Source organism: Saccharibacillus alkalitolerans (genome assembly GCF_011090185.1).
In the GTDB taxonomy this organism is placed as follows: domain Bacteria; phylum Bacillota; class Bacilli; order Paenibacillales; family Paenibacillaceae; genus Saccharibacillus; species Saccharibacillus alkalitolerans.
Window position 1 is genome coordinate 223,620 of sequence record NZ_JAAFGS010000006.1, and the last position, 26,279, is coordinate 249,898.

Genomic DNA, 26,279 nt, shown 5'->3' on the forward strand with positions numbered 1-26,279 from the left:
CGGACGGACAGGACGGAATGCGCTTCGAGGAAAGAGAGGGAATGAACGATATGAATTCGGGCAATGAAACAAACACTATATACGGATTGAAGGCTGCGGCTGCGCCGACGGCGGGGGTCGAGACGGCAGTGGAAGCCATCGCGCAGGCCGCTGCGGCCTACGACGGCAAAGAGGGAAGAGTTCCGTTTTCCGGCGTTGTTCGCGTCACTGCGGGCGGCGATCAAGCGAGCGAAGCCGCGTTCGGTTTCGCCAATCGCAGCGAGCGTCTGGACAATACGGCGGACACCCGCTTCGGTATCGCCTCGGGCTGCAAGATTTTCACCGCGGTGGCGATCTGCCAACTGATCGAGCAGGGCAAGCTGAGCTTCGGGACGAAGCTGTCGGACTGCTCGATCGCGGAATTTCCGCATTTCGATCCGAATATCACGGTGCATCATCTGCTCACCCACAGTTCCGGCGTGCCGGATTATTTCGACGAAGAGGTCATGGACGACTTCGAAGAGCTGTGGCGGGAGCGTCCGGTGTACGGCATGACGGAGGCGGAGCATTTTCTGCCGCTGTTTGCCGGTCAGCCGATGAAGTTCAAGCCGGGGGAGCGCTTCTCCTACAACAATTCGGGTTACATCCTGCTGGGTCTGATCGCTGAAAAAGTCTCGGGCATGAAATTTCGCGAATACGTCGAGCAGCATGTGTTCGCTCCGGCGAACATGCAGGACTCCGGCTATTTCCGCACGGACCGGCTGCCGGAGCGCACGGCGCTCGGTTACATCGACGGAGAAGACGGCTGGCGAACGAATATCTTTTCGCTGCCCGTCGTCGGCGGTCCCGACGGAGGAGCGTTTACGACGGCGGAGGACCTGGACAAGTTCTGGAACGCGCTGCTGGGATACCGGCTGTTGTCTTCGGAGATGACGGAAAAGCTGCTGACGCCGCAGATCTTCGAAGACGAAGAATCGGCGTACGGATACGGAGTATGGATCAGGCTGAACGGGGGAAAAGTCGACTGCCGGCATATCATGGGCTTCGATCCCGGCGTATCGATGGTGTCCCGGGTCTATGCGGAATCCGGGCTGCGGCTGCACGTTCTGGCGAACATCGACGGTGCGGCCTGGCCGATCGCGTCCGGGATCGAGGAGAGGCTGCTGCCGGAATCGGGAAAAAAGCGGAGTGATTTGCCCAGAGGCGAATCGAATGAAGCTGCAAAATGAAGCTGAGAATCAAAAAAAGCCGTTCCTCGGGAAATTCCGGGGAGCGGCTTTCATTTATTCGGCGGATCGAAAACTCAAAGGCCGAAGCGCGCTTCGTGCCGCAGCAGCCATTCTTTGCGCCAGAGGCCGCCGGCGTAGCCGGTCAGCTTGCCGCCGCTGCCGATAATCCGGTGGCAGGGCAGCACAATGCTGAGTTTGTTGCGCCCGTTGGCCGATCCTACGGCGCGGACGGCGCGTTCGCTGCCGATCGCGGCGGCGAGATCTTTGTAGGAGCGGGACGCCGCATACGGGACGGCGGCCAGCTCCGTCCAGACGGAACGCTGGAACGGAGTGCCGACGAAAGCGTACGGGAAGTCGAACGTCCGCCGCTGTCCGCGGAAATATTCCGCGAGCTGCCGGCGGCACAGCCCGAGCGCTTTCGGCATACGGTCTGCCGGAGGATCGCTCTCATGGGCTTCGGGCGCGGCCGCATCGGGGAACGGATTGACTTCCGGCCAGCCGTCCGGCATCGCCGTATCGGCGAACAGGATCGAATGGACGGCTTCGTCCGTACCTTCGATGATCAGCTCGCCCAGCGGCGAGAAGTAAAGCAGGCGATGCAGGCCGGCTGCCGGTTCGGAAACGGCCGGCGGAGCCGGAGGAAGAACTGCGGATTCGATAGTCATGGAAAACCCTCCTGTATATGAGTTTAAAGGAACGGGCCAAACGTCCGAGGCGGAAAAAAACCTCCGATCATGCGCCGCCGTCTCCCGGGACGCCCGGCAGCAGCGACTGCCATAAGTAGAAGACGGCATACGCTTCGAAGCTTTTCCAGTCTGCGGCCGCCCGGGCGATTTCGTCCGGCAGCGGCTTGCGGTTCAGACCCAGGCCGATTTTGAGCGCCTGGTGCAGTCCGGCGTCGGCCGAAGGGAAGGCCGACGGGCGGCGCAGGCATTTCATGCCGACGTAATCCGCCGTCCAGGCGCCGACGCCGCGGATGCGGAGCAGCGCCTCTCGCGCTTCGATTTCGTCCATGCGAAGCAGAGCGGCTTTGGACAGACGGCCTTCCTCCATCATCCGCGCGATGCCGATGATATATTCCGCTTTGCGGCCGGAGAACTGCATGGGGCGCAGGTCGTCCGGCGTCAGCGCCGCAATCCGTGCGGGACGGGGGAACAGGTAAAAAGGAGCCGTTTCCGCGTCCGAAACTTCCTGTTCGTCGAGCCGCTGTCCGTACGTTTCGACCAGCCGATTTTTCATCGTATAAGCGAACGGAAGGCTGATCTGCTGTCCGATCACCGCCCAGACCAGCGACTCGAACAGATCGGGAATCCCGATCAGACGCAGCCCGGCATGTTCGGAAACGACAGGACCGAGCAGCGGATCGCGCATGGCCATGGCATAGAACGGCTCCAAGTCTTCGTCCAGACCGAACCATTCGCGAACGTAGTCCGCGGCGGCCGCTCGCAGCTCCGGCGTGTCGCCGCCGCGAGGAAAGGAGACGCGCAGCGCGGCGAAGGAGCGGGCGGTCGCCGCATTGCCGTCATCGGCGTCCGGCATGCGGATCGGCCCGGCCGCCTTCCCCTTGTCCGGCCGGGAAGAACCGTCCAGTTCCAGCAGGACGGGAATGCCGCTCAGCTCGGCCGCTTTGCAGACGCGTCCGTCTTCGACCCGGTGCATGATCTCGAGCTCGGAACGTCCCAGATAAACCAGGCATTCCGGCCAACTGAACGGGCCGAAGGGCAGCAGCTCAAGCGGACCGGAACGGAGAGGTCGTTCGGCGTGTTGACGAAACGGCTTCATCGGCCTTTCTCGCTTTCGGGCTGCACGCTCCGGGACGGGGGACTCCGCCGAAGCGCTTCGCGTACGATCGGAGCGCCTTGACTGCGGTACTCGCCGGGCGAGCAGCCGTGATGGCGGCGGAACGCTTTGTAGAAATTGGACGGGGTATGAAAGCCGGCTTCGTAACAAATGTCCAAGTTCGCCCGTTCGCTGCACCGGAGCAGGTACGCGGCACGGTCCACCCGCACCTTTTCCAGATACAGCCGAGGGGTTTCGCCCGTTTCCTGCTTGAACAGACGTTCAAGATAATAGGCGCTGAGCTGCACGTGATCTGCGATATGTTTCAGCAGCAGGTTTTTTCGATGATTGGCGACGATGAATTCCCGCGCCCGAAGAACGAATTCGTTCCACGGCGAATGCTCGACCTGCGGCTGGCATCTCTTGCAGGGCCGATAGCCGGCTTTTACGGCTTCGGACCGCAGCGCATAAAATTCGACATTAACCTTTTTCGGCTTGCGCGAACGGCAGGACGGCCGGCAATAAATGCGCGTCGTCTTCACCGCCGTGAAGAACAATCCGTCGTATCGGGCGTCGCAGGCCATGATCCGTGCCCACATTTCCTCAAAAGAAAGCTGGATCTTCCTGCTCATTCCATGTCCCTCCTGTAACATTTTCGGATTTTGGTTCGGCGATTCTGCTCTCATTGTAACAGGTATGGCGCAGGCCGGGCCTCCTCATTATTGCGCTTAGGGTCTTGGAGCGAATGCGATCGCTCTAAATTTCTTGACGTCAGGCGGACGGCATGCTATCGTCAATAGCTGATAATAGTAATCATTACTATTAATTAAAATCGAAGAACAAATTTACCTCAGCTTGAAAAGGAGGGACAAAAGATTCCGCCGAGCGGGGCAGGCGGTTCGGCATCCCGGGCTACCGGAAAACTTACATAAAAAGCTTACGGCGAAAAATCTTGCACAAATAAGTGAATGTACGAAACGGAGGTCAATTCAACATGAATCTTTTAAAAGGAATGTTCGGCGCAATGATTACGGTCGGCCTGCTCAGCGGATGCGGGACTTCTTCCGAACCGTCCGCGAAATCCGCCGAGCCTGCGGCACGCGCAAATAAGACAGAACTCGTTTACGCTTCGGCCAAAGATATCAACGATATGAATCCACATTTGTACACCGGCTCCATGCCGGCGCAGGGCATTGTCTACGAATCGTTGGTGGAAAATACGGAAGAAGGAATCAAACCGCTGCTCGCGGAATCCTGGGATGTCTCTGAAGACGGGAAAGTATATACGTTTCATTTGAGAAAAGGCGTGACGTTTCATGACGGCGAGCCGTTCAACGCGGAAGCGGTCAAGAAGAATATCGACGCCGTGCAGAGCAACGCGGAGAAGCACGCGTGGATCAAGCTGTCCACCAAAATCAAGGAAACGAAGGTGATCGACGATTCCACGTTTCGGCTGGTGCTGTCCGAACCTTATTATCCGGCGCTGCTGGAGCTGACGATGACCCGGCCTTATGTGTTTCTTTCGCCGAAAGATTTCGTGGACGGAGAGACCAAGAACGGCGTAAACGGTTATCACGGAACGGGGCCTTATGTATTGGCGGAACACAAAGTCGAAGAATCGGCGACGTTCACGGCGAACGAAAAGTACTGGAACGGAGCTCCGGCGATCAAGAAAATTACGGCACGCGTGCTCCCTGCCGGAGAAACGACGCTGCTTGCGCTGCAAAAAGGCGAAGTCGACTTTATCTTTACCGACGACCGAGGCGCGGACAGTCTGGATGTCGAAGCGATGAACGGACTGGTCGATTCCGGCAAATATCAGCTGGTTCGCAGCGATCCGATGAATACGAAGATGATCGTGGCGAACAGCGGCAAATCGGGCAGCCCGGCCGCAGAAACGGCGGTCCGCCGGGCAGTCTGGCATGCGATCGACCGACAAACGATCGCGCGCGATATCATGGGCGGAACGGAGACGCCGGCGGAGACGCTGTTTTCGGCCAACGTCAATTACGCGGCTTCCGATCTGACGCCGATGGCTTACGATCCCGGGCAGTCGAAGCGGCTGCTTGAAGAAGCGGGATGGAAAGCGGACGGCGGCGGACAGATCCGCATGAAGGAAGGGCGCCCGCTGAAGATGCAGCTGTATTACGACAGCAGCTCTTCTTCGCAGAAAACGCAGGCGGAGTTCATTCAGCATTCGTTGAAAGAAATCGGGGCCGAGCTGGAACTGGTCGGCGAAGATTCGTCGTCGATCGCCAACCGGAGAGCGACGGGCGAATACGATCTCCTGTTCAATCAGACGTGGGGACTCGCATACGATCCGCAGAGCACCATCGCCGCGTTTACTTCCGATTCCGCATACAAGCATACGACAAGCGGCATCGCGGACGCGGACAAACTGTACGACATGATCGACGAAGTCATGGTGTCGATGGACGAAGCTCGGCGCAAATCGCTGTATGCCGACATTATGCGCACCGTTCATGACGAAGCGGTATTCATTCCGCTGACGAACGGTTCGGTTACGGTCATCGCTCCGCGGGGGCTTCAAGGCGTGGCGTTCAAACAAACCCAGTTCGAACTTCCGTTCGAGCGGATGAGCTTCGAATAAGCCGGCCGCCGGGGGAGGAGGAAACCGAATGAAGCTTTATACGGCAAGGCGGCTCCTGCTGGCGCTGCCTTTGCTGCTGGCCATTTCCTTTTTGACTTTCGTGCTGATCAATTTGTCTCCGATGGACCCGGCCGTGGTCGTGCTGCAGGCTCAGGAAGTGCCGCAGATTACGGATGCGCTGATTGCGCAGACGAAGGAAGAGCTGGGGATGAACCGACCTTTTCTGACCCGTTACGCGGATTGGCTGCTGGACTGCCTGCGGCTGGATTTCGGAAAGTCTTACGTTACGGGAGAGCCGGTCTGGTCGCTGCTCGGGCCGGCTTTTTTGAATACGCTGAAACTGACGCTTGTCGCTTCGGCAGCGATTATTTTTTTCTCGGTGCTGCTGGGCGTGATCTGCGCGGTAACGGAAGGCAGAGCCCCCGACAAGTCGATCAGGGGAACTGCTTTTCTGATGACCGCGATTCCTTCCTATTTGCTGGCTTCCGTGATGATCTGGATGTTTTCCGTTCGGTTGAATCTGCTGCCGACCAGCGGAATGGGCACCTATAAGCATTACATTTTGCCGGCGTCGGTCATTGCGGTCAGCTACGCGGGACTGTATTTCCGCAGCGTCCGGACCTCGATGCTCAGCCAGTTGAACGAAGATTACGTGCTGTATGCCAGAGCTTCGGGATTGAGCGAAAAGCGAGTTACGCTGCATATTTTGCGCAACTCGCTGCAGGTGGCCGTATCGATCTTCGGAATGGCGATTCCGATCGTTCTGGGGAGCACGGTCGTAATCGAAAACGTGTTTGCCTGGCCAGGACTGGGCCGTCTGAGCGTGCGTTCGATTCTGGGTCGGGATTTCCGGGTCATTCAAGCTTACGTGCTGCTGCTGGCTTCAGCTTTTGTCGTTTTCAATACGCTGTCGGACATCGTCAACGCGGCCATGAATCCCCGGCTGAGAAAGGGAATGTCATGAAAAGACTGCTTAATCTGGGAAGGGACAAGCTGGCCGTCCTGTCGCTGATCGTAATCGGCTCAGTGTTGACGGCGGGAATTTTCGCGCCGTTCGTCGCGCCGCACGATCCGCAGCAGGTGAACATGGGGCTGCGCTACGCCGGCATGTCCTCGGCCTATTGGCTCGGCAACGATCATCTGGGCCGCTGTATCCTGTCCCGATTGATCTACGGCATTCGTCCCAGCGTGCTGTGGGTGCTGGTCGCTTTGCTGGCTTCGGTCGGGGTCGGGGCGCTGTTGGGATTGGCAGCCGGATATTTCAGGGAAAAAATCGATGCGGTCATTATGCGGATCTGCGATGTCTTCCTGTCTTTTCCCGGTTATGTGATGACGCTTGCGGTGGTTGGGATTTTGGGCCCGGGACTGGAAAATATTCTGATCGCCTTCATCGCTACCAAATGGGCCTGGTTTGCCCGGGTCATTCGGACTTCCGTTATGCAGTATGCGGAAAAAGACTATATCAAATTCGCGCGCGCGTCGGGAATCGGCCACGTCCGGATTATTCGCACGCATATCGTGCCGGCGGCTTTTGCCGATATCGCCGTCGTGTCAAGCAGTTCTGTTTGTTCGATGATTCTGCAAATTTCCGGCCTGTCTTTTCTCGGGCTGGGCATTCAAGCTCCGAACCCGGAATGGGGCATGATGCTGAACGAAGCGCGGGAAGTCATGTTCTCGAAACCTCAGTTGATGCTGGCGCCGGGAATCGCGATCGTGGCAGTCGTATCGGCGTTCAACTTCTTGTCGGACGCGCTGCAGGTCGCTCTCGATCCCAAACTCGGCGCGTCCGCCGAAAGCCGCCGGAATAAGGAGGGGAAACAGGCTCGTTATGAATATATTGGAAGTTGAACATTTGAAGGTGTGGGAAGCCGGCAGCGGAAAGTCCATTGTCCACGAAAGTTCCTTCGATGTGCGGGCGGGCAGGTGTCTGGCAATCGTAGGGGAGAGCGGCAGCGGCAAGTCCGTCACCTGCCGTTCGATCGTTCGGCTGAACAAATCTTCTCTTCGCCAATCCGGCGCGATCCGTTTCAAAGGCGAAGATCTGAATGCTCTGCCGTTCAAAGCTCTGCGGAACAAAAGAGGCCGGCAGATTTGCATGATCCTGCAAAACGGCATGAGCGCTTTCGATCCTTCCTGCGCGGTCGGCGTGCATTTGCGCGAAACGCTGAAGCGGCATTACGGCTGGGGTCGCGGCGAGATCGAGGCTCGGATGATCAGCGCGATGGAGAGCGTAAGGCTCAAAAATCCGTTAGACGTCATGAACAGCTATCCTTATCAGCTGTCGGGCGGCATGCTGCAGCGGGTCATGATCGCGCTCGCGCTTGCGCTGGAACCGGATCTTGTCATTGCCGACGAGCCGACCACCGCGCTGGATACGCTGTCCCAGTTCGAAGTCGTCGAGCAGCTGATCGGGCTGCGCGAGCGGCTCGGAGGATCCATGATTTTTGTGTCCCACGATCTCGGCGTCGTACGCCGGATCGCCGACGACGTGCTCGTCATGAAAAACGGGGAGATCGTGGAGCGGGGCGGCGTCTCGTCCGTATTCGAACAGGCGCGGCATCCGTATACGCAGTATTTGATCTCGACGCGTTCGGAACTCGGCGCCGGCTTCAAGACGCTTATGAAAGGAGGCGTTTCGGATGCTCAGCGTTAGAAACGTCGAGAAGTCTTACGGCAGGGGCGGTTTGTTTTCCGAGCGCAAGCAGTCCGTTCTCAAAGGCGTTTCGTTCGAATGCGCTTCGGGAGAATGCCTGGGAATCATCGGGGAGAGCGGCAGCGGAAAGTCGACGCTCGGCCGCCTGATCCTCGGCCTCGAAAAGCCGGATGGCGGCGAGGTTCTGTTCGGCGGCGAGCCGGTCGGAAGTCCGAAGCGGACTGCGGGCAGCCTCAGCGCCGTGTTTCAGGATTACGGGTCGTCCATCAATCCTTTTTTCACGGTGGAAGAAGCGATCGCGGAGCCGATGGCCGGGGGCGGATTCGGTGGCGGAAAGAAGCGGAGGGAAGACATCGACCGCCTGCTGCTTCAAGTCGGACTGAATGCTTCGTACCGAAGCAAATATCCGCACGAGCTGTCAGGCGGCGAAGCCCAGCGGGTCTGCATCGCTAGGGCCGTCTCTACTCGTCCCCGCTGCATTCTGCTCGACGAAGCGGTTAGCTCGCTCGACGTATCGGTGCAGATTCAAGTGCTTCGTTTGTTGAAAGAGCTTAAAAGCAGCCTGAATATGAGTTATATTTTTATTACGCACGATATTCAGGCCGCCGCCTACTTATGCGATCGGATCATTATTTTCAGGGAAGGCCGCATCGAGGAGACGATGGCCGTCGAACATCTGAAAGACGTCCAATCGGCATACGCCCGTAAGCTTCTGGACGCGCTGATCACTTTTTGAAACAGGAGGAAGTCTATTGTGAAAGGAGCTATGTCCTGGCCTTTTTTGCGCCTGTACCTGCTGGCTCTGCTGTATTTCAGCGGAAACTCCATCTTGAACGTCATCATTCCTCTCAAGGGAGCGGAAGAAGGGGCCAGCAGTACGGCGATCGGACTCATCATGGGCGCTTACATGTTCACGACGATGTTTTTCCGCCCGTGGGCCGGACATTTCATCCCAAAATACGGTTCGATTCGGATCCTAAGGTCAATTCTGCTCGTGAACGGAATATCGCTGGTCCTTTATGCCATGGTCGGCCTGGAAGTATTCGTCGTCGCGCGGATCATGCAGGGGATTTGCACGGCCTTTTTCTCCATGGCGCTGCAGATCGGAATCCTCGACGCGCTGCCGGAAGAAGACCGGTCGCAGGGCATTTCGATGTATTCGCTGTTTTCGTACATCCCCGGGATCGCGGGTCCCCTTCTTGCGCTCGGCATCTGGCAAAACGGCGGTGCGAGCGGTTTTGCGCTGACGATGACGGGCATCGCGGTGTTGACTGCCGTTTTCGGATACACCGTTCGCGGAAGCGAAGTCGAACAGCCGGCTTCGAAGCGGCAGGGCGAAGAGAAGATGCCGGCGGAAGCGGGCGGAATCCGTTCGTTCGGACAGCTGCTCCGCAATCCGCACCTGCTCAAATGCAGCCTTCTCATGCTGACGGCTTCGGTCGTCTTCGGGGCCGTCACGACGTTCATGCCCTTGTACGCGCGTGAAGTTCGCAGCGGCCATGCCGGTATCTACTTGATGCTTCAGGCGGCGGCGTTGGTCGGGATGCGTTTTGCGTGGAGAAAAAGAATGCCGTCGGACGGCCGGTGGCATACGCGGTTTATGGTCGTTACGCTGCTGCTGCTGACCTTCGGGGCCGCCGGCGTCAGCGCCGCGCTTGCGGGAGGGGTTTGGTTTTTGTACGCCGGAGCGGTTCTGATCGGCACGTCGCAGGCGCTGCTGTATCCGACGCTTATGGCGTACCTGTCGTCCGTGCTGCCCAAGGCGAACCGCAACGTCCTCATCGGATTGTTTATCGCGTCGGCGGATCTCGGCACGTCGCTCGGCGGCGTGTTGATGGGACCGCTGGCCGACCTGTTTTCGTATTCCGGAATGTATGCCGCCTGCGCCGTCCTGGCGGGCTCCGCGATTCTGGGTGCTTACGGACGCAAAACGAACCAAAAAGGACTCCCTGCATAGGGGGTCCTTTTTCGTCGTCAATCCAGCTTCAGATACTCCTTGATTCCCGCTACGATCGCTTCCGCGACCTTCTGTTGAAAGTCTTCGCGCATCATGAGCGTTTCTTCTTCCTTGTTGCTCAAAAAGCCGATTTCCACGAGGGCGGCAGGCATGGTCGTCTGGCGGATCACGATAAAGTTGGCCTGCTTGGAACCGCGGTCCCGAAAGCCCGTAGCCGCCTGCACGTGTTTTTGAATGACGTCCGCCAGCGATTTGCTGCGGGCGGCGTCGGCATAATAGGTCTCGGTTCCGACGGCGCTGCTCGACGAAGCTTTGTTGCCGTGAATGGACAGAAACAGGTCGGCTCCGGCGTCATTGGCCATTTTGGCCCGTCCCGAGCGGGTAACGAACGTATCGTCGCTGCGGGTCATGATCAGGTCGATGTCCGGCTCCTGCTTGAGCAGGGCGGCGACTTTCAGGCTCAGCGGGAGCACCATGTTCTTTTCTTTGACGCCGGTAATGCCGATTCCGCCGGGGTCCTGGTCGCCGTGGCCGGGATCGATCACGACGATCTTTTTGCCGTTCGCGCCCGCCGGGGGAGCGGTTCCGCCGTCGTTCAGATCGACGATGACCAGATTGCCCTGGGTGTACAGGTTGTAGCCCGCGCTTCGATTCAGGTCGAGCACGACCCGCACCGTGGAAGGGCTCTGGCTGAACAGAGAATAGCGGACCTGCTTGACCAGCGAAGAACCTTCGACCGGCAGCGCGGCGATCTGGCCGAGGTTCAGATTCCCGTTCCGGAGCAGCGCAGGTCCGAACGCGCTGCCGGGCAGGTCGACGACGATCCGGTCGGGATTTCGCAGCAGCGTGCCCTGCGGAACGACGGGCGAATCGGCTGCGATTGTCAGCCGGCTGTCGCTGAAACTGATGGCGTCGATCGAGGCCGATGTCTCGGCAGCGTTCGACGCCGGAGCCGGAGCGGGAACCGAAGGCGCAGCCGGCGCAGGAGCCGGATTGGACGGCATCGCCGGTTCGGCGGAGTCCCGGGGATTCTCGGCCGGCGTTTGAAGATAAACGGTTCCGGTCGCCTGCTGCCATTTGACGCCGAGCCCCATCTGCGAACCGACGAACCGAAGCGGCACGTATGTCGTGTTCGCGCGAACGAACGGAGCCTGCTGCAGGGCGACAGGCCCGCTGCCGGAATCGGCGCTGACGCTTCCGAGCGTCAGCACGAGCGGGGAAGGCGAGCTGCCGATCGTGACTTTTTCCGCCGACTTGTTCCAATTGACCGCGTAGCCCAGCTGCTCGGACACGACCCGAATGGGCACCATCGTCGTTCCCGCGACGACGACCGGTTCGGCGCCTTCGAGCGTTCGGTCGTCCAGTACGATGCGGGTCCCCGCTTCCGGACCCGCGGCATGCGCGGCCGGCCCGGGAAGTACCGGAGCGAGCAGCAGCGCGGCCGCGGCGAAAGCCGCAGCCGCTTTTTTCCATACTTGTTGAGTGAGTTTCATTTCGCTTCTCCTTTGCTTTCCGAACGGCTTCGGCGTTCGGCGTGCTTATAAGGAGGATGCCCGGAACCCGCAAAAGGTTCCCGGCGCGCCCTGAAACGAACAAGAAGCATAAAAAAAACGGACGCCGGGGGGCGTCCGTTAACGTGCCTTGAAAGTCTAATTCCGAGTGAAGAGAGAAGGCGGAGGGAGAAATTCAATGAAGGAGCGCCAGCGTTCGCCTTTGAAATCGGGAAAATTCCACTGGAATTCGATTCTTTTTCCCGATTTCAACACGCGACCGGAATGAATTTCTCCCGCAGTCCTTGAGCTTCTACAGCGAATAGGGCTTTCTAGGCGACCTGACGGACGCCGGGGGGCGTCCGTTCCGATTTGCCGCAAAGGTCAGTTCAGTCCCAAATATTCTTTGATTCCCGCCACGATCGCTTCCGCGACCTTCTGCTGGAAATCGTCCTGCACCATCACCGCGGCTTCCTGCTTGTTGCTGAGGAAGCCGAGCTCGACCAGGGCGGCCGGCATGGTCGTCTTGCGGATGACCAGATAATTGGCCTGCTTGGAGCCCCGGTCTTTGAAACCGGTCGCGGCCTGCACATGCTTCTGAATCGTATCCGACAGCGACTTGCTGCGAGCGGCGTCGGCATAAAACGTTTCGGTTCCGGAAGCGCTGTTCGAAGACGCGATATTGGAGTGGATAGACAGATAAACATCGGCATTGGCATCATTCGCGATCTTCGCGCGTCCGTCCAGCGTAACGAACGTATCGTCGCTTCGGGTCATGATCAAGTCGATGCCCGGCTCCTGCTTGAGCAGGGCGGCCACTTTCAGCCCGACGTTCAGTACGACGTCTTTTTCCTGCACGCCGTTGCCGACGCCGCCCGGATCGTGATCGCCGTGCCCCGGGTCGATTACGACGATCTTTTTGCCGTTCGTTCCGATCGGAGGAGCGGCTCCGTCATCGTTCAGATCGACGAGGACCAGATTGCCTTCCGTATACAAATTGTAGCCGACGCTGCGGTTGAGGTCGATCACGACGCGCACGGTCGACGGGCTTTCGCTGAAGAGCGAATAGCGGACCTGCTTGACGGCGGAAGAAGTCTCGACGGGCAGCTTGGCGACCTGGCCGAGTTTCAAATTGCCGCCGGCCTGAAGAGCCGGCCCGAACGCCGTGTTCGGCAGGTCGACGACGATCCGGTCGGGAGCGGTCAATACCGAGCTGCTTGGCGTGACGGCGCCGCCCGCGGAGATCGTCAGCCGATTGTCGCTGAAGCTGATGCCGTCGATCGACACGTTGTTCGCGGACGGCGCGGGCGTGCCGCCGGACGTCGAAGGAACGGACGGAACGGCAGGAGCCGCAGGAATGGCAGGGGCCGCCGGAGCCGGAGGCTCTGCGGCCGGCGACTGGAGATAGACGGTCCGGGAAGACTGCTCCCATTTGACGCCGAGCCCCATCTGGGAACCGACGAAACGGAGCGGCACGTATGTAGTGTTCGAACGGACGAACGGCGCCTGCTCCATTTTGACGGCGCCGGAAAACGCGTCCGCCGTTTGACTGCCGATGGTCAGAACGAGAGGGACGGGGTCGCCGCCGATCGTAATGCGTCCGGCGGACTGATTCCAATCGACCGAGTAGCCGAGCTGCTCCGATACGACGCGGATCGGCACCATCGTGGTCCCTTTGAGGACAAGCGGCTCGGCTCCGTCGATCGCCCGGCCGTCCAGCATGATGCTGGCTTCTGCGGCCGGGGCCGCGGAAGCTTGACGGACGCCGTTCGGGAGGACGAGAAGGGCCAGCAGCATGACGGCGGCAAGCGCGACGGCCGTCTTTTTCCAGGCGTTTTTCTTGAAATTCATTCTCACTTCTCCTTTTTATGCATGATGGTACGATTAGGCTCTCTGAACAATTGGACGCATCGAATGGGACAAAAGTTTCGTTGGCGCAAAAATCATTACCTTACACAAAAATAGAACATTGCGCCGAAAAATTCAAGTGGCGTCCATTTGACAGAATCCCTATAACGCCGTATGCTCTGATTAAATCGTAATAATTACTATTAAGGGGAATTAAAATGAAGGATACGGAAGAATATGGTTGCCTGGTCGTCGGCGCAGGCGCCGCGGGCATCGGAATAGCATGTGTGCTGCAGGATTTGAATGTCGGCCGTTTTTGCATACTGGAGCGGCATGAGATAGGTGCTTCTTTTCGCCTCTGGCCCGGCGAGACGCGCATGATCACCCCGTCGTTTACCGGGAATGCTTACGGCTTGTTGGATCTAAATTCGGTATCGCTGCGGACTTCTCCTGCTTTTACGCTCGGTACGGAACATCCTTCCGGTTCGGAATACGCGGATTACCTGGAAGCTTTGGCCGCGTATCGGAAGCTTCCGGTACGTACCGGGACCGACGTCAGGGACGTTCGCCCGCTGGAGGAGGGAGGTTTCGAGCTTGCGACGGACAAAGGGACGCTGCGCAGCCGTCATGTGATCTGGGCGGCGGGCGAGTTTCAGTATCCGAGAACAGACGGATTTCCGGGCGCCGAATATGCGGTGCACAGCGGTCTGGTCCGGGAATGGAAAGAGCTGCCGGGCGAGGAATTCGTCGTGGTGGGAGGATACGAAAGCGGGGCGGACGCGGCGATCCATCTGGCTCGGCAGGGCAGGAAAGTAACGATCATCGACCGCGGCGGGCGCTGGACGGAGAAAGGAAGCAGCGACCCGAGCTTGACGCTCTCACCGTTTACCAAAGACCGGTTGAGAGAGATCGAAGACGGCAAAATCAAGCTGCTCGCCGGATACGAAGTCCATTGGATCGAACCGAAAGACGGCGGCGGATATTTGATCTACGCCGAAAACGCAAACGGCGAGGAAGCTTTCGTACATACGAAGCAGCCGCCGATTCTGGCATCCGGTTTCTCCGGCAGCCTGCGGATGATCAGAGATTTGTTCGGATACAAAGCGGACGGAGGGGTGCTCTTGAACGAATATGACGAGTCGACCGCCTTTCCCGGTTTGTTTCTGGCCGGACCCGGCGTCGTTCACGGCAATCTGATCTTCTGCTTTATTTATAAATTCCGGCAGCGCTTCGGCGTCGTTGCCGGAGAGATCGCCAAGCGCCTCGGACTCGATACCTCTCCTCTGGATGAATACCGCCGCGCAGGCATGCTGCTGACCGATCTGTCCTGCTGCGGGGAGGACTGCACGTGCTGAACCGGATGCGGATCGAAGAAGAGAGTCGGCGTTCCGTCGTACTGATCGGATTCGAATCGTCGGGCAAGTCGGCGCTTTTTCGCGGGCTTACCGGCCGGGATACCGGAGAAGAAGCGAACTTCCGCGGATCGACCGTTACGGCCCGCAGGGCTTTCCTCGAAGAAGAGCGCGAGCTGGTAGATCTTCCGGGAATCAAGGGCGGGGACGACAGCAGGACGACGCGGGACGCTTTGTCCGAGCTGGGCTCGGCCGACACGGTCGTGCTTGTCGTACGCGGTTCGCATTCGGCGCTTGAACTGCCGCTGCTGCTCGAGGCGGTGCCGCTCGAAGGGCGGCGTGCGATGCTGATTCTTACCTTTGCCGACAAAGCGCCGGAGGGGCTGTCCGAACTGGAACGCCATTATGGCCGCTCGCTCGGGATTCCGGTGCATTCTGTCGATGCGCGCGGCATCGAGCCGGCCCGGCGGAAAAGACTGCTTCGTTCTCTCGGCGAAGCCCGGCCGCTGCGTCGGACTCAGGGACAGCTCGCGCCGCCGATCGTCGCGAACCGTCTCGCCGAGCCTTCTCGAACGTGGTTCGAGCATCGTTTCGGCGGGAGGCCGCTTGCGCTTGCGGCATCCATTCTGCTGTTTGCGGTACCCGTGCTGCTGGCTTATCTGCTGTCGAACGGACTTCAGCCGCTTGCCGACCGGTACGCGATCGACCCGGTCAAGTCGTGGTTCGCCGGGCTTCCTCCGCTGCCGGAAGCGATCTTTGCAGGGGACTACGGCGTGCTGACGCTCGGTTTATACTCTTTCCTGTGGGCGTTCCCCGTCGTGCTGCTGCTCGGAATCAGTCTCGCGCTGACGGAAGAGAGCGGGCTCAAGGACCGGATTACCGATGCGCTCGATCCCTGGATGCGCCGAATCGGGTTGAACGGAAGGGACCTGCTTCCCGTTCTGTCGGGCTTCGGCTGCAACGTGGTGGCCGTATTTCAGAGCCGAGCCTGCGGCGCTTGCTCGCGCAAATCGTGCGTATCGCTGATTGCGTTCGGCTCCGCCTGCAGCTATCAGATCGGCGCTTCGCTGTCGATCTTCGGTTCCGCGGGGCACCCTTGGCTGTTCATTCCGTACATCGCGCTGCTGGCTATCGTCGGCGCCGTGCATACTCGATTATGGAACCGGGGGGCGGCATACCTTCCGCAGGCGGGATATTCGCCGAAAACTTTTTTGCAGATGCCGGGTCTGCGCGCCGTGAATTGGCGGATTCGCGGAGTCGTCAAGCAGTTCCTGTTCCAGGCCATGCCGATCTTTCTCGGAATTTGCGCGGCGGCGGCCCTGCTGCAGTGGAGCGGTCTGATGAATCTGCTGTCCGGCGCAGCGGCTCCGCTGCTCGAACTGCTGAACCTGCCGGCGGAAGCGGCAGGCGGCGTGCTCTTTTCGATTCTGCGCAAAGACGGACTGCTTATGCCGAATCAGGGAGAAGGCAGTCTGCTGCGGACGATGAGCACGGGGCAAATCTTCATGCTCGTCTATCTGGCTTCTACGCTGACCGCCTGTCTGGTTACGCTGTGGACCGTGCGGCGGGAGCTGGGCTGGAAATTCGCAAGTTCTCTCGCGGGCAAGCAGGTGGCGACTTCGATCGTGACAACCGCTGTGCTCGCGCTGCTGTTTTCTTTAAGCTGATATTTTCCTTTACTCTTTACTATAGAAGAAAGGCGGAATCGGACACATGGATGCCCTGACGTCGAAAAGACTGGAAGCCCTGCTGAGGGGATATATCGAGGAGAAAATTCCGCCGAGCATGCGCACGGCGGTTCGGCTCGTCTATCGGATGGAAGAAGACCGGATCACGCTGACCGAGGAAAGACCCGAGCCGCCCCGATCCGGTTGGACGGGGATCGATCTGGCGCAGTTCAGGCTGGAGCAGGGGGCTTGGAGCCTCTACGCGAAAAAGGAAGACGGGCAGTGGACGATAGCCGAAGCGATCGAACCGCGCCCCGACTTCGAGGATCAGCTCGAACAATTCGAGCTTGATCCGCAGGGCCTTTTCTGGAAATGACGAATAGCGGGCGAAAGCCCGCTATTCGATTATGCATTTGGCGAAACGTTCGCGGAACCACGCTTCGTCCAGATTGCGGATGTCGTCATGGTAGTGGTGATGGCGGGCACGCAGCAGTCCCGGTTCACGTCGTCGCACGTTCCACCAGATGAAATTTTAAGGGCTTGAGCGGCAGGTCCGTTTCTTCGATCTGGCTGCGGATTATCGCGAACGCATTGCCCGCCTGCTCGTCCACCGGATAATGAATGGTCGTCAAGTCGAGCATATGGGCAAAATCGAGGTTATCGAAGCCGCAGACGGCGAAGTCTTCCGGAATCCGCAAACCGAGTCTCCGCGCTTCGGATACCATCCCCGCGGCGACCCGGTCGTTGGTCGTGGCGAACGCATCGGGAATCCGCCCGTTTTCCAGCCACCAATGCACCAATCGTTCTCCGTCCTCCGTGTCGCCCATGTTTTGAAAAGAGGGGCAGACGCCGGGATCGAGGCCGTATTTGCGGCAAAAGTCGGCGAAGGCTTCGATCCGGCTCTGCGTGTTCAGTCTCGTCGAGGCGCCGTAGACATTGCAGATCCTTCGGTAACCTTTAGCATACAGGTGCTCGAGAGCGAGCATATAGCCGTCGTACTGATCCATGAAAACGGACGGGATCCGCTCGTGCACGAGCCGCTGCCAGGATACGATAGGGCCGTATTTCACGTACGGGGCGATCAGCGGCAGTTCGCTCTGAAACAGCACGAACACAAGCGCGTCGACCTGCTTGCGGCGCAGCGCCTCGAGCGCTTCCAGCTCTTTCGACTTGTCGTAGCCGGTTATGAACAGCGTGACCGTATAACCCGCTTCCTCCGCCGCTCGGACGAACCCTCCCGTAAACAAGCTGACGGATTCCGCAAATTCGGGAGCGACCAGCCCGAGCCGGCGCGTCGTGCCCGTTTTCAGCGAGAGCGCGTTCAGATTGGGAGCATAGTCGAACTCTTCGGCCGCGGCGAGCACTTTCCGTTTTTTTTCCTCGCTGACGTATCCTTTTCCGCTTAAGGCTCGCGAAGCCGTAGACGGCGACACGCCGGCGCGTCTGGCTATTTCTTTGATGTTCGTCAATTGGCCGCCTCCTCTGCCCAAAGTATAACAAAAAACGATACATTGGACCGAATGCTAAAAAAGCGGTTGACCTGCAATCGATGTCATAAATTATGCTGAAACCACCGGAAGACGGGAAGGCCGATTAATGGAGGCGACAGCGATGAGAATCACGCAAATCATTAACGATCATATGGTGGTCGCGGAGGAAGAACAGGCAGGAGAAGCCGGTTACCGAAGCAGGACGGCACAAAGCAAAGAAGGGGAGCTGCTGTTCGGCGTGCTCGAAAACGCCTTCGGAGCCATCGAGCGCCGATTCGGGATCAAGAGCGGCGACGTGTCGGAACTGACCTATCGAAGATTCGCGGAACACCTGCGCACTTCGGTGCGGCGGGCCGCCAAGGCGGAGGAAAGAGAGACCGCGACGGACGGTACGCTGGGGGAATTGATCCGGACGCACATGCCGGAGTGCTACAAGTGCGCCGACGAAATCCGAAGCGATTTGGAGCGCCGCTGCGGGACGACGCTGCCCGAGGACGAACTCCTCGATTTAATGCTTCATGTGCACAAGGTGATATCAGGCACGGCAAAGTCTCGGGCTTGATGACGATACGCCGCTGGCAGAGAAAGAGCCGCGACAGATAAACCGCTTATCGGGAACGCTCCGCGAGAGCGCTCTTTTTTTGTTCGGATAGAAAGTTTTTCGGATGTTAAAATTTATTCGGCGGAGAGCGAGACCTTTTCCGCGGGGTCTCGTCTATCTACATATTGTTTCGGGGCGGGACAATACGAGTTAAGGCGGAGCGGGCGAAACCCGCAGAATGGAGGCCCGCCTGAGCATCCGAACATACAGCGATACATATATAGAGGGGGAAGCCCGATGAGCGAACTGCTGACGGAAGCTGAACTGCTGAGGCGAATCGCCGCAGGCGACAAACAGCGATATGCGGAAATTGTGGATCGTTATAAAGGAAAGGTATACGGGCTGCTCAGAGGGATGGGCGCCAATCATCAGGATGCCCAGGATCTGGCGCAGGAGACGTTTATCCGGGCGTACCGCAAGCTGGAAAGTTTACGCGAAGGCGAGCGATTTTCCGCCTGGATCTACAGCATCGCGGTAAACGCCATGCGCGATTTTACCCGAAGGCGAAGGCCGCTCTACATAGAAGACGAACAGGTGCCGGAGCCGCGAAGCGACGATACGCCCGAGAAACAGGTTCTGAACCTCGAGATGCGCAGGGAAGTGCATCGGCTGCTCGAACGGCTGCCCGAGAAGTACAGGATCGTGCTGCTGCTTCGATATACGAACGAACTTAGCTACGACGAGATTGCCGACATTACGGGCCTGAGCGAAAACCAGGTCAAAAATCGCATTTACCGGGCCAAAAAAAGTCTTTACAAAAAAGTGCAGGCGGAAGGGGGCGTGCGTTATGAGATGCTTTAGCCGAAGCGAGCTTGAGCGCTATGCCATGACAGAGAATGCTCCGTCGGCAGGTTCGTCCAAAGCCGGCATGGAAGCGCACCTGAAAGAATGCTCCGTCTGCAAAAAGGAACTGGAACGGATTCGAGCCGAGCAGCGGATGCTGGAGAACGCGTTCTATGCGGAAAGTCCGGACGACAACTTTACGGCCGGGGTAATGAAGGCGCTGGAGAGTGTGGAGATCGAGCGTTCCGGTTCGAAAGCCGCACCCGGGGCGCGGCAGGGGAGAAGGGCCGGTCAATGGAAAAAAACGCGGCTTGCCGCCGCATCCGCGCTTCTGCTGCTGGCAGGCGGGGGCGGATACGCGCTGCTGCAGGGAAACGTCGGACTGCCGGGAGAGACGGACAATCCGACTTCCGTGACGGCGGGACCGAAGGCCGAGGCCGACGACGCGGACCGGGAACGGATCGGGAAACTGCTGAACGATCCTGACTACGAATGGAGCTGGACGCACAAGGCGGCGCTGCTGGATGCGTTCGGTCTGGTCGCCTATCCGGATATTTCGCTGAACGACAAGAAGAGCGGCTACAGCTTTGAAGTCAAGGCGGTGCTTACGGACGCTTCGCGAATCGTGATATTGACCCGCACGACCGATGCCGACGGACAGCCCGTCAGCCGAGCGTTCCCGTATGAAATTCCGTTCGCGCTTACCGACTCCGAAGGCAAAGAGGCTGCGGTCCACGCCCTCACGGATCAGTCTCCGGTCAACGGAATGGAAGCTTATGTATATCTGTTGAATCAGCCGGCTCCCGACCGGATCAATCTGCGGGGGGAAATCAAGGAGATTTTTCGGATCGATCCGGAGCAGGAACGGGAAGAGGCCGTCCAGACCGATCCGCTTACGTTCGATTATGCGCTGGATCTAAGTAAAGCCAAGAAATATGCCGTATCTTCGGACATCGGCGAGACCTACAAGTCGCCGGACGGATTGAGTATCGAAGTGCGGCGTTTGATTCGGACGCCGGAGGCGATCCGGATCGATCTGCATACGTCCTCTTCCGGCGAAGTCAGGGAGCGAACTCCGGGAGCGCTGGGCGGCCAGATGGAATTTCAATTCCGGATCGAAGATCAAGAAGGCAGCGCCGTCGGCCGATTCGGCAGCGCCGGCGGATATTCCAAACCGGATATAATCTCGAACCGTTATGACGAGTCTTCCGGAGAAGGAGAGTGGGAGATCGTCTATCCGCTGATTGAAGGGAAAGGAATGTCCGAGGATGGACGGGAACCCTACCGGTTCATTTTGGAGGGCTACCGCGCCGAAATGGAAGGCCGGGGAGAAATCACGTTCGCTCCGTCCGATCTTGCGGAAAACCCCGCCGTGATGGAGGACGAGGGCGACCGCTTCGAGCTGACGGGAGCGGAAGTCGGAGAGCGGGACGGAATGAACGCCGTGTATTTGGATTATCGTTCCGAATACGTCAATGCCCGCGAAGGAATATGGGAAGCGGTCGACGAAAACGGCCAAATTTATTATCCCGAGCCGGCCGCTGACAGCGAGACCCGCTTCGAAATTTTGGATATGAAGAAACTGCCGGAACAGCTAACGCTGCGCCGCACGATGGTGCCGAAGCTTTACGGTGATCTCGGCTGGTCGTTCGAGCTGCCGCATCATGCGCTTTCGGTGCCGGAGAAGGATGGGCAATAGTTTTACGGTGCTTGTCGGCATTCAATCAAAAAGCATGAAAAAGCGTCAGGAGGGCTTATGCCCTTCCTGACGCTTTTTGGCGATTGCCGATTATTCGGCGGCGATTTCGTCTTTTCTTGCCCGATTTCCGTCGGAAGACTTCGTGCGGAATTGTCCGACCGCGGACTGCATACGGTCGGCCAGTTCCGAGAGGCGGCCGGAAATTCCGCTCAGTTCGCCGGCGGAGCGCTGCTGCTCTTCGGCGCTCGCCGATACTTCCTCGGTCATGGCCGACGTCTGCTCGGTAGCCGAGGCGATATCGTTCATGTGCTGCTCCACCTCCCGGCGAGCGTCCTGCATGTCGGCGGTGCGGCGGTCGAGGCGGCCGGCCAGTTCTTCGATCTGCATCGAGATGCCGCGAACCGCTTCGAAGGCTTCGAGACATTCGGAGATCTGAAGCTCCTGTTGGCGTACGTCCGTCCGATTGGCTTCGAAATGTTCGTTCATGCGATCGACCTGCACGACGAAGGAGGTAAGGATGCTTTCGATTTCCTGAATGGAATCTTTGGACTGCTGGGCGAGTCCGCCCATCTCTCCTGCGACGACCGCAAATCCTTTGCCCGCTTCTCCGGCCCGCGAAGCTTCGATAGCGGCGTTCAGGGACAGAATCTGCGTCTGCTTGACGATCGCGTTCAGGCGCCCGCTGATCGAGGCGGCCAGCTTCGTTTTTTCGTTAAGTTCGCGTGACATGGAGGTCAGATCGTCGACCCGGTGCGCGTTGCCGCGGCTTTTCTCGAGCAGCGTCCCGTGTTCGCGGCTGACTTGGGCCTGCAGCGTTCCGAGCTGCTCCGACATGCCGGCGAACTGCCGCACATAGGACCCGACTTCGTCCATCATGCCGCCGAGTTCGTCCGTCAGTCGGGAAGCTTGTTCCGTTTGCTCGGCCTGCTGCATCGAACCTGCCGCAATCTCATGGATTGCCCGCGCCATTTCTTCGGCCTGCTGGCGATTGGTGTTCGCCGTTTCTTCGACGCGTCCGGACGAACGAACGAGCGTTTCCGCTCCAACCTTGATTTCTTCGATCATGCCGGCCATTCGCGCGGTCATGTGCTCCGTCAGTTTGGCGATATCGCCGAGCTGATCTCCGGTGATCCGCCGGACGGAGACGTCCAGATTTCCCTCGGCAGCCTGCTCCAAGCCCGCCTTGATCCCGGCGACCTGTTTCAGCAGCCGGTTGATGACCAGCAGCATAACAAGCATGGAAAGAAGCAGAACGGCGGCAAAAAACGGAATGACGATCCGATAGGTATCGGAAAGGGTCGCGGACGTAACCTGCTCGAGCGTCGCGGCGGAGACGTCGATTCCCAAATAGCCGATCGCTGCGCCTTCGGCGTCGCGAATCGGGGTGAAAGAAGAGAACAGAGAGCCCCATTCCTCGCTGTAAGCCACAGGCGTATTCACGGTCTCGCCCCGCAGCAGCTCGCTTTCGGCATCGGCGTCGAATTCGGCTTCCGTCCCCAACTGGCTGTATTCTTCATCGTCCCAGGGAGCGCCGTCCACCGTATAAATCCAGCCGGAATCCGTCTTGTTGAGCATGTACACGTAGAGTACGCCCGACTGCAGGCGCAGGTTGTTCAACTGGCTGCGGAGCGAGCGATAAGCTTCGGTGCTTTCTCCGCCGCTATAAACGTTCTCGATCGCCTCCGATTGTTCGCCGAGAACGGCGGCGGTATTCTCGGCCAGCCGCTGCGTGTCTTTTTGCATCGTGTTAAGCGCGGTCTGCTGAATAGCGGAGCGGATCGTTAACATGACAAGTATCCCGATAACCAAGAGCGGTACCAGGATGATTAGATAAAGTTTTGTTCTTAATCCGAAAAAGCTGCGTATGTGCGTTTTCAATGCTGTTTTCCTCCCGGATGTTATTTGACATTTTATTATCGTCGAAAAATGACGAATTTTAAATAGTAAGTTTCAAATAAATAGAAGGAAAAACAAATTGTAAGCTGGCGCGCGCCGAAACGGGCTTCCGCCGCGAACGACGAAAGCCCGTCTTTTTGTATCTTTTGCGGAAAGATCCGTATGCCGGATCGGAGAACGTTTTTCCATTAAAAGGTTTCGACTTCCGCTACAAAGCTTCGGTCTTCGCGTCATCCGGCAGCCGCTTCAGATAATCGGCATAGCGTCCGTTCCATCGGCGAATCGACTGAAGCGAGATGAGCGCGGCCAGAACGATCAAGACGACCGTTGCCGGAAGGAACCACGGCGAGACGATGCCGTCCGCGTAAGCCAGGCCGATCGGCGAAAATAAAACGTAAACCCAGACGATCGCCGAGACCAGCAGGATGGAAGACGTGACGGCGTATTTCCATGGAGTCATATCGCCGCCCGGACGATAAGGGATGCGATAAAGCTGTCCGGATTTGCTCATGCGTCCGATCAGCAGCATGATGCCCGCTTCGACGAAGAACATGATTCCGTACACGTAGACGAAATTCAGGCCGAGATCGATACCCAGCAGCTGATCCGTTCCCCAAACGAGCATATAGTAGGCGATGACATGGAAGACGATGACGACCTTGGCCGCCAGAGCCGGTATTTTCTTCGTCCAAATACCCATCAGCAGAATCACGATGATCGGAATATTGAAGAAACCCGTAAATTTGCGGATCAGGTCCCATAATCCATCCGGCGCGTTGACGAGCAGCGGAGAGATCGCCATGGATATGACCGCCACGATCGTGCCGAACACCTTGCTGATCCGAATCAGCTTCCGGTCGTCCGCGCCCGGCGCGAACAGCGGCTTGTAAATGTCCAGCGTAAACATGGTCGCGGCGCTGTTCAGCAGGGAGTTGAACGAGCTGAATACGGCTCCAAGCAGGACGGCCAGGAAAAACCCGCTTAAATAAACGGGCAGTTCGTTGGCGACCAGCGTCGGATAAGCCAGGTCGACGCTCGCCAGATTTCCGCCGTATAGATGAAAAGCGATAATGCCGGGAATCATCATGAAAAAAGGAATCAGCAGCTTGAAATAACCGGACAGCAGCGCTCCCTTTTGTCCTTCCGCCAAATTTTTGGCGCCGAGCGTCCGCTGAATGACGTACTGGTTCGAGGACCAGTAGAATAGGTTCGCGAACAGAATGCCCGTAAAGATGGCGGCGAACGGAACGGAATCGGTGCTGGAGCCGATCGCGTTAAGCTTCTCGGGCGCCTGCGTCGCAATCGTTTTCATTCCCTGCAGCATGCTGCCGTTGCCCAGAGCGATAAAGCCGAGGACGGGGACGAGAATGCCGATGATCAGCAGACCGATTCCGTTGAGCGTATCGGAAACGGCGACGGCGCGCAGACCGCCGAAGATCGCGTAAATCGCGCCGATAATGCCGATGACCCAGACGATCAGCCAGAGCGATTGCCCGTATGTAATGCCGAACAGCGAAGGAATGTCGAACAGCTGCATAACCGCGAGCGCGCCCGAATACAGCGTGGACGGGATCGTCACGAGAATATAGCCGAACATGAACAACAGCACCGTCAGCCTGCGGACGCCTTCGTCGTACCGCTTGCTGAGGAATTCGGGAATCGTGGAGATGCCCGCGCCGAGATACTTGGGCAGCAGATACAAGGCGAGCACGATGACCGCTATGCCGGCGGTGACTTCCCAGGCCATATTCGACAGATTGGCCCTATAGCCCTGGCCGTTCAGGCCGATCAGCTGCTCCGCGGACAGGTTGGTCAGCAGGAGGGAACCTGCGATAAACGTTCCGCTCAAGCCTTTTCCCGCCAGGAAATATCCCTCGCTGCTGTTGACTTCGCCCTTCGTCATGCGGTAAGAGACATAAGCGACGAGTCCCATGAAAAATAAGCAGGAGAGCAAAGTGAACCAGATATTCGATACTTCCAAACGGACCACCTCAACATCGAATTTATTCCCGGAAAAGAATTCCGGCAGCAGGCGACATACCCCCTATTAATAGCCGAAGGAAAGAACGGTGAAACATGAACGGCGAATTTTTGCGGGCAGTCTCGCGCAGGCGGACGGGAATTCGAAAAAGAGGGGACCGAGGATAAAGCTTGGGATTACCGGATTAAGGCGCCCGGCGCAAAGCGAGTGCGGGCGGCGTGCTTGTCGCCCGTTCAGGCCGGCAGTTTGGCCGCCGCCGACTTGATCGCCGCCGAAATCTGTTTTTCCCAGCCGTAAATCTTCTGTTGTGAAGCATGGATTTTGCCGAGCTGCGCGTACATCAGCGTAATTTCGGCGGCGGCCGTAATGGCGTTGCCCGCCTTGACGGAAGCGCGATAGCGCTTATAGGAAGCGGCGCGCGTCTTGTTGAAGGCGGCGATCGTCTTGTTCTCGGCCGTCACCTGCTTTTTGAGCGCCGCGACGGGCGCGAGCGCGTCCTTGACGGTCTTCGCTTTGGCGGCAGCCTGCTTCTTGGCTCCGTCCAATGCTTCTTTGGCGCTTTTGATCTCCAGCTTGGCCGCGTCGACGGACGGCTTGAGCTTGTTGCGCTTCAAATCGAGCAGGTCGGCGTTTTTTTTGTCCTTGCGTTTGCGGGCTTCGGCGGCCTGCCTGCCGAGGTCGCCGTACTGCGCGATCAGGGCGGCGTGTTTGGTCTTCAGCGCTGCCGCTTCGGCGGCGAGCCGGTCGATTTTGCTCTTGTCGATGCCCTTGACCGCGGCGTTCACGGCCTTGAGCCGCTCCGCGCTGTCTTTGCGCAGCGATTGAATGTCCAGCTTTTCGATCTTGTTCGCCGTTTCCAGCGCGGTGTAGCCGTCATACAGGCTTTCGATGCCGGAAAGCGCCGAAGCCCAGGCGTCGCCGGCGGCATGCGTGCTTCCCTGGGGCAGAGCGAGCGAAACGGCGAGAATCAGACTCAGCAGCAGGGCGAAAAAACGGACGGGACGGCGGGATTCGGCGGGAACTTTGGAACTTGCGGACATGCGTTCAACTCCTTTGTCGATTTGGCTGAATGGACGCAGAGAAACAAAACGACAAAAAGCACCCTGCGGAAAAGGCGGTTAAGCCCGATCCGCAGGGTGCTTCCCTGCGCCGTTCGTTTGCGATTGGCTCTACTATAGCATGCGGGAAAAACGTTCGTCAACGATAAAAGAAACATCTGTTCGCAGAAAACGTGCTGCGGGGTTTCCTCGCATGGCGGAAAAGG

Annotated in this window: 22 protein-coding genes; 13 read left to right on the top strand and 9 right to left on the bottom strand. The window is 58.5% G+C overall.

The window, feature by feature from the left end; genetic code table 11:
- The first annotated feature begins 41 nt into the window (after positions 1–41).
- Positions 42–1,208: a serine hydrolase domain-containing protein gene (locus GYN08_RS17465; protein ID WP_235946359.1), complete on the top strand. Its 1,167-nt coding sequence runs from the start codon at positions 42–44 to the stop codon at positions 1,206–1,208.
- Between the two features lie 74 nt (positions 1,209–1,282).
- Here GYN08_RS17465 and GYN08_RS17470 read toward each other — a convergent pair whose 3' ends face one another.
- The 3 genes from GYN08_RS17470 to GYN08_RS17480 all read right to left on the bottom strand — a co-directional run bounded on the left by GYN08_RS17470 (position 1,283) and on the right by GYN08_RS17480 (position 3,619).
- Positions 1,283–1,873, bottom strand: coding sequence for a methylated-DNA--[protein]-cysteine S-methyltransferase (locus GYN08_RS17470; RefSeq protein ID WP_166276825.1), 591 nt, complete (start codon positions 1,871–1,873; stop codon positions 1,283–1,285).
- Between the two features lie 67 nt (positions 1,874–1,940).
- Positions 1,941–2,990, bottom strand: a complete 1,050-nt coding sequence (locus GYN08_RS17475) for a DNA-3-methyladenine glycosylase 2 (protein ID WP_166276828.1) — start codon at positions 2,988–2,990, stop codon at positions 1,941–1,943.
- On the bottom strand, positions 2,987–3,619 hold the full coding sequence (locus tag GYN08_RS17480; RefSeq protein ID WP_166276831.1) for a bifunctional transcriptional activator/DNA repair enzyme AdaA: 633 nt from the start codon (positions 3,617–3,619) through the stop codon (positions 2,987–2,989). The genes GYN08_RS17475 and GYN08_RS17480 overlap by 4 nt, the downstream gene beginning before the upstream one ends.
- A 362-nt stretch (positions 3,620–3,981) precedes the next feature.
- Between GYN08_RS17480 and cntA the strand changes: the two genes are divergently transcribed.
- From cntA to cntE, 6 genes are read left to right on the top strand one after another with little or no spacing between them, the layout of a single operon-like run.
- Positions 3,982–5,598 carry a staphylopine-dependent metal ABC transporter substrate-binding lipoprotein gene (gene cntA / locus GYN08_RS17485; protein WP_166276834.1) on the top strand — a complete coding sequence of 539 codons (1,617 nt, stop codon included), beginning with the start codon at positions 3,982–3,984 and terminating at the stop codon, positions 5,596–5,598.
- A gap of 28 nt (positions 5,599–5,626) precedes the next feature.
- Entirely contained in the window at positions 5,627–6,562 is a 936-nt protein-coding gene (opp1B, locus tag GYN08_RS17490) for a nickel/cobalt ABC transporter permease (RefSeq protein ID WP_166276837.1), read from the top strand.
- The gene (gene cntC, locus GYN08_RS17495; protein WP_166276840.1) at positions 6,559–7,446 is read left to right on the top strand and encodes a staphylopine uptake ABC transporter permease subunit CntC; all 888 of its coding nucleotides are present in this window, start codon (positions 6,559–6,561) and stop codon (positions 7,444–7,446) included. Before opp1B ends, cntC begins: the two co-directional genes overlap by 4 nt.
- The gene (gene cntD / locus GYN08_RS17500; RefSeq protein ID WP_166276842.1) at positions 7,427–8,251 is read left to right on the top strand and encodes a staphylopine uptake ABC transporter ATP-binding protein CntD; all 825 of its coding nucleotides are present in this window, start codon (positions 7,427–7,429) and stop codon (positions 8,249–8,251) included. Before cntC ends, cntD begins: the two co-directional genes overlap by 20 nt.
- Positions 8,238–8,987: an ABC transporter ATP-binding protein gene (locus tag GYN08_RS17505; protein WP_166276844.1), complete on the top strand. Its 750-nt coding sequence runs from the start codon at positions 8,238–8,240 to the stop codon at positions 8,985–8,987. Before cntD ends, GYN08_RS17505 begins: the two co-directional genes overlap by 14 nt.
- Positions 8,988–9,005: 18 nt before the next feature.
- Complete coding sequence (cntE, locus tag GYN08_RS17510) at positions 9,006–10,208, top strand: staphylopine family metallophore export MFS transporter CntE (RefSeq protein ID WP_166276847.1); 1,203 nt, start codon at positions 9,006–9,008, stop codon at positions 10,206–10,208.
- 17 nt (positions 10,209–10,225) lie between these two features.
- On the opposite strand, the gene GYN08_RS17515 is transcribed toward cntE, so the two are convergent.
- Together GYN08_RS17515 and GYN08_RS17520 are read right to left on the bottom strand one after the other, a co-directional pair.
- Entirely contained in the window at positions 10,226–11,701 is a 1,476-nt protein-coding gene (locus GYN08_RS17515) for an N-acetylmuramoyl-L-alanine amidase family protein (RefSeq protein WP_166276850.1), read from the bottom strand.
- 381 nt (positions 11,702–12,082) lie between these two features.
- Positions 12,083–13,549 (bottom strand): N-acetylmuramoyl-L-alanine amidase family protein, encoded by a 1,467-nt coding sequence (locus GYN08_RS17520; protein WP_166276853.1) that lies wholly within the window; start codon positions 13,547–13,549, stop codon positions 12,083–12,085.
- A gap of 215 nt (positions 13,550–13,764) precedes the next feature.
- Here GYN08_RS17520 and GYN08_RS17525 point away from each other — a divergent pair, with 215 nt between their 5' ends.
- Genes GYN08_RS17525 through GYN08_RS17535 form a run of 3 tightly spaced genes read left to right on the top strand, consistent with a single transcriptional unit; the run spans position 13,765 to position 16,941 of the window.
- Positions 13,765–14,901, top strand: a complete 1,137-nt coding sequence (locus GYN08_RS17525; protein ID WP_166276855.1) for an NAD(P)/FAD-dependent oxidoreductase — start codon at positions 13,765–13,767, stop codon at positions 14,899–14,901.
- Positions 14,895–16,565 carry a nucleoside recognition domain-containing protein gene (locus tag GYN08_RS17530; RefSeq protein WP_166276858.1) on the top strand — a complete coding sequence of 557 codons (1,671 nt, stop codon included), beginning with the start codon at positions 14,895–14,897 and terminating at the stop codon, positions 16,563–16,565. Before GYN08_RS17525 ends, GYN08_RS17530 begins: the two co-directional genes overlap by 7 nt.
- A 46-nt stretch (positions 16,566–16,611) precedes the next feature.
- A complete protein-coding gene (locus GYN08_RS17535) occupies positions 16,612–16,941 on the top strand; it encodes a DUF3024 domain-containing protein (RefSeq protein WP_166276861.1) in 330 nt (109 codons plus the stop codon).
- Between the two features lie 124 nt (positions 16,942–17,065).
- Here GYN08_RS17535 and GYN08_RS17540 read toward each other — a convergent pair whose 3' ends face one another.
- Positions 17,066–18,034, bottom strand: a complete 969-nt coding sequence (locus GYN08_RS17540) for a LacI family DNA-binding transcriptional regulator (protein WP_166276864.1) — start codon at positions 18,032–18,034, stop codon at positions 17,066–17,068.
- A gap of 142 nt (positions 18,035–18,176) precedes the next feature.
- Here GYN08_RS17540 and GYN08_RS17545 point away from each other — a divergent pair, with 142 nt between their 5' ends.
- The 3 genes from GYN08_RS17545 to GYN08_RS17555 all read left to right on the top strand — a co-directional run bounded on the left by GYN08_RS17545 (position 18,177) and on the right by GYN08_RS17555 (position 21,138).
- Complete coding sequence (locus GYN08_RS17545) at positions 18,177–18,617, top strand: PRD domain-containing protein (protein WP_166276867.1); 441 nt, start codon at positions 18,177–18,179, stop codon at positions 18,615–18,617.
- 276 nt (positions 18,618–18,893) lie between these two features.
- Complete coding sequence (locus tag GYN08_RS17550; RefSeq protein WP_166276870.1) at positions 18,894–19,457, top strand: RNA polymerase sigma factor; 564 nt, start codon at positions 18,894–18,896, stop codon at positions 19,455–19,457.
- Complete coding sequence (locus GYN08_RS17555) at positions 19,444–21,138, top strand: anti-sigma factor family protein (protein WP_166276873.1); 1,695 nt, start codon at positions 19,444–19,446, stop codon at positions 21,136–21,138. The genes GYN08_RS17550 and GYN08_RS17555 overlap by 14 nt, the downstream gene beginning before the upstream one ends.
- Positions 21,139–21,228: 90 nt before the next feature.
- Here GYN08_RS17555 and GYN08_RS17560 read toward each other — a convergent pair whose 3' ends face one another.
- From GYN08_RS17560 to GYN08_RS17570, 3 genes are all read right to left on the bottom strand, one after another.
- On the bottom strand, positions 21,229–22,926 hold the full coding sequence (locus GYN08_RS17560; RefSeq protein ID WP_166276876.1) for a methyl-accepting chemotaxis protein: 1,698 nt from the start codon (positions 22,924–22,926) through the stop codon (positions 21,229–21,231).
- A gap of 316 nt (positions 22,927–23,242) precedes the next feature.
- A complete protein-coding gene (locus tag GYN08_RS17565) occupies positions 23,243–25,015 on the bottom strand; it encodes a solute:sodium symporter family transporter (protein ID WP_166276879.1) in 1,773 nt (590 codons plus the stop codon).
- Positions 25,016–25,248: 233 nt separating this feature from the next.
- Entirely contained in the window at positions 25,249–26,055 is an 807-nt protein-coding gene (locus tag GYN08_RS17570) for a coiled-coil domain-containing protein (protein ID WP_166276882.1), read from the bottom strand.
- Positions 26,056–26,279 lie beyond the last annotated feature (224 nt).

Excerpts from the sequence above, each read along its gene's own strand:
- GYN08_RS17465 (WP_235946359.1), top strand. The coding sequence starts at position 42 with ATGAACGATATGAATTCGGGCAATGAAACAAACACTATATACGGATTG.
- GYN08_RS17470 (WP_166276825.1), bottom strand. The coding sequence starts at position 1,873 with ATGACTATCGAATCCGCAGTTCTTCCTCCGGCTCCGCCGGCCGTTTCC.
- GYN08_RS17475 (WP_166276828.1), bottom strand. The coding sequence starts at position 2,990 with ATGAAGCCGTTTCGTCAACACGCCGAACGACCTCTCCGTTCCGGTCCG.
- GYN08_RS17480 (WP_166276831.1), bottom strand. The coding sequence starts at position 3,619 with ATGAGCAGGAAGATCCAGCTTTCTTTTGAGGAAATGTGGGCACGGATC.
- cntA (WP_166276834.1), top strand. The coding sequence starts at position 3,982 with ATGAATCTTTTAAAAGGAATGTTCGGCGCAATGATTACGGTCGGCCTG.
- opp1B (WP_166276837.1), top strand. The coding sequence starts at position 5,627 with ATGAAGCTTTATACGGCAAGGCGGCTCCTGCTGGCGCTGCCTTTGCTG.
- cntC (WP_166276840.1), top strand. The coding sequence starts at position 6,559 with ATGAAAAGACTGCTTAATCTGGGAAGGGACAAGCTGGCCGTCCTGTCG.
- cntD (WP_166276842.1), top strand. The coding sequence starts at position 7,427 with ATGAATATATTGGAAGTTGAACATTTGAAGGTGTGGGAAGCCGGCAGC.
- GYN08_RS17505 (WP_166276844.1), top strand. The coding sequence starts at position 8,238 with ATGCTCAGCGTTAGAAACGTCGAGAAGTCTTACGGCAGGGGCGGTTTG.
- GYN08_RS17515 (WP_166276850.1), bottom strand. The coding sequence starts at position 11,701 with ATGAAACTCACTCAACAAGTATGGAAAAAAGCGGCTGCGGCTTTCGCC.
- GYN08_RS17520 (WP_166276853.1), bottom strand. The coding sequence starts at position 13,549 with ATGAATTTCAAGAAAAACGCCTGGAAAAAGACGGCCGTCGCGCTTGCC.
- GYN08_RS17525 (WP_166276855.1), top strand. The coding sequence starts at position 13,765 with ATGAAGGATACGGAAGAATATGGTTGCCTGGTCGTCGGCGCAGGCGCC.
- GYN08_RS17535 (WP_166276861.1), top strand. The coding sequence starts at position 16,612 with ATGGATGCCCTGACGTCGAAAAGACTGGAAGCCCTGCTGAGGGGATAT.
- GYN08_RS17545 (WP_166276867.1), top strand. The coding sequence starts at position 18,177 with ATGAGAATCACGCAAATCATTAACGATCATATGGTGGTCGCGGAGGAA.
- GYN08_RS17550 (WP_166276870.1), top strand. The coding sequence starts at position 18,894 with ATGAGCGAACTGCTGACGGAAGCTGAACTGCTGAGGCGAATCGCCGCA.
- GYN08_RS17555 (WP_166276873.1), top strand. The coding sequence starts at position 19,444 with ATGAGATGCTTTAGCCGAAGCGAGCTTGAGCGCTATGCCATGACAGAG.
- GYN08_RS17560 (WP_166276876.1), bottom strand. The coding sequence starts at position 22,926 with ATGTTAACGATCCGCTCCGCTATTCAGCAGACCGCGCTTAACACGATG.
- GYN08_RS17570 (WP_166276882.1), bottom strand. The coding sequence starts at position 26,055 with ATGTCCGCAAGTTCCAAAGTTCCCGCCGAATCCCGCCGTCCCGTCCGT.